Annotated in this window: 3 protein-coding genes; 1 reads left to right on the plus strand and 2 read right to left on the minus strand. The window is 64.1% G+C overall.

Translation table 11 applies throughout. The features are described 5' to 3' along the window. Positions 1-500 (plus strand): 5-oxoprolinase subunit PxpA (locus JHD07_RS15300; RefSeq protein WP_291623570.1); only part of this gene is annotated, 500 nt, incomplete at its 5' end. A gap of 104 nt (positions 501-604) precedes the next feature. Here the strand turns inward: JHD07_RS15300 and JHD07_RS15305 are convergent. Together JHD07_RS15305 and JHD07_RS15310 are read right to left on the minus strand one after the other, a co-directional pair. Next, positions 605-757 carry a hypothetical protein gene (locus tag JHD07_RS15305; RefSeq protein WP_291623572.1) on the minus strand — a complete coding sequence of 51 codons (153 nt, stop codon included), beginning with the start codon at positions 755-757 and terminating at the stop codon, positions 605-607. Between the two features lie 197 nt (positions 758-954). Further along, positions 955-2,016 (minus strand): sulfite reductase subunit alpha (locus JHD07_RS15310; protein WP_291623574.1); only part of this gene is annotated, 1,062 nt, incomplete at its 5' end.

The following is a 2,016-nucleotide window of genomic DNA, read 5'->3' on the forward strand; positions in this document are numbered from 1 at the left end:
CCTACCAGATCGGCGCGTTGCAGGCGATCGCGACCGCGGCCGGCCACAAGGTGACGCATGTGAAGGCGCATGGCGCGCTCTCCAACGTCGCCTGCGAGGACGACATGACCGCGAAGGCGATCGCCGCCGGCATCAAGGCGGTGGATCCCAGCCTGATCTTCGTCGTGCTCGCCAATTCGAAGCTGGTGAAGGCCGGTGAAGACGCCAATTTGCCGATGGTGCACGAGGTGTTCGCCGACCGCGCCTATGAGGACGACGGCAATCTCGTCTCGCGCAAGAAGCCGGGCGCGGTGCTGCACGATCCCAAGGCGATCGCCGACCGCGTGGTGCGCATGGTGCAGGACGGCGCGGTGGTGTCGGTGACGGGCAAAATCATCAAGATGCGCACGGATACGGTGTGCATCCATGGCGACACGCCCGGCGCGGTCGAGATCGCGCGCGGGGTACGGCAGGCGTTGAAGGATTCGGGGATCGCGGTCGCGCCGTTCAAGCACGGGTGACGCGTCGTAGGGTGGATTAGCGGAGCGTAATCCGCCACGCCTCAGGGAATGCGGTGTGAAGTTGGTGGGTTACGCCTTCGGCTAACCCACCCTACGCAGCCACATCAGAACGGATGCACCGAGAGCGTCCCGAACACGATCGCCGCGATCACCGCAAACGCGCTGTACATCGCGACGTGATGCAGGCTCGCCCCGGTCCGCCGCGAGAGCGAACGGGCGTAGAGGTGCAGCCTGGCTTCCGCCGATAGTTCGCGCATGGTCGATCTCCAACGCCCCATTTGCGGAAGTATGAAGGATCAACCAGGGCGGGAGGCAAGATGCCCCGAGAAATAGCGATGAGCTTCTTCCGGGAAGCCCGATCGCAGATGCATTTTCTCTCCATCGGCTGGTTCCGGAGAACCTCATTCGCTAAAATCCGAGACAGCCGGAACCGCGAATGACGATGGTGCGACGGTCAGTACACGTCGGCCTGGAAGCGGCCGGACCTCTTGAGCTCGGCGATGAAGCTGACGGCCTCATCCGTCGAACGCGCGCCGAACTGGGCGACAATGTCGACCAGCGCACGTTCGACGTCCTTGGCCATGCGCTTGGCGTCGCCGCAGATGTAGAGATGCGCACCTTCGGCGAGCCAGGTCCACAATTCGCGGCCGACTTCGCGCATGCGGTCCTGCACGTAGAACTTCTTCTCGCCGTCGCGCGACCAGGCCAGCGACAGGCGCGTGAGCACGCCTGATGTCTTCATGGCGTTGAGCTCGTCCTGGTAGAAGAAATCGCAATCGCTGCGCTGATGGCCGAAAAACAGCCAGTTCTTGCCCGGTGCGCCCGTCGCCTTGCGGTCGAGCAGGAAGGCGCGGAACGGCGCGATACCGGTGCCGGGGCCGATCATGATGATCGGCGTCTTCGGGTCCTGCGGCAGGCCGAAATTGTGCGCCTTCTGCACATAGACCTTAAGCTTCTCGCCCTCCTTGATGCGCTCGCCGAGGAAGGTCGAGGCAACCCCGAGGCGCCTGCGCTTGCCGATGACGTAACGCACGGAGTCCACCGTCAGCGACAGCTTACCGGGCGTGGCATTGTGCGACGACGAGATCGAGTAGAGCCGCGGTTGCAGCGGCTCCAGCGCCTCGACGAAGGCCTCCGGATGGGGCCGCGTGCCGGAGAATTTCTGCAGTGCTGCCATGACGTCCATCGTCGCGGCATCGCCATCGGGATCTTCGCCCTGCGCCAGCGCCCGCGCCTTCTCACGCGCCGCGCCGCCGGTGATGAAGGAGATCAGCTCGAACAGCGTGTCGGGCGCCGGTGACAGCGAGACGTCGTCGATCAGCACTTCACGCAGCGTCTTGCCGTTGACCTCAGTGGTGTGGGAGGCGCCGAGCAGTGCGATGACCTGGTCGACGAGGCCGAGCTCGTTGCGCGCGAACACGCCGAAGGAATCGCCGACTACGTAGTCGAGCTTGCTCGCGGAGAGATCGAACTCGACGTGATATGTTTCCTTCTCCGACTTGCCCTTGTTGAGCAG

Source organism: Bradyrhizobium sp. (genome assembly GCF_016462955.1).
Taxonomy (GTDB): domain Bacteria; phylum Pseudomonadota; class Alphaproteobacteria; order Rhizobiales; family Xanthobacteraceae; genus Bradyrhizobium.

Coding starts and splice junctions, on each gene's coding strand:
- JHD07_RS15305 (WP_291623572.1), bottom strand. CDS start 757: ATGCGCGAACTATCGGCGGAAGCCAGGCTGCACCTCTACGCCCGTTCG.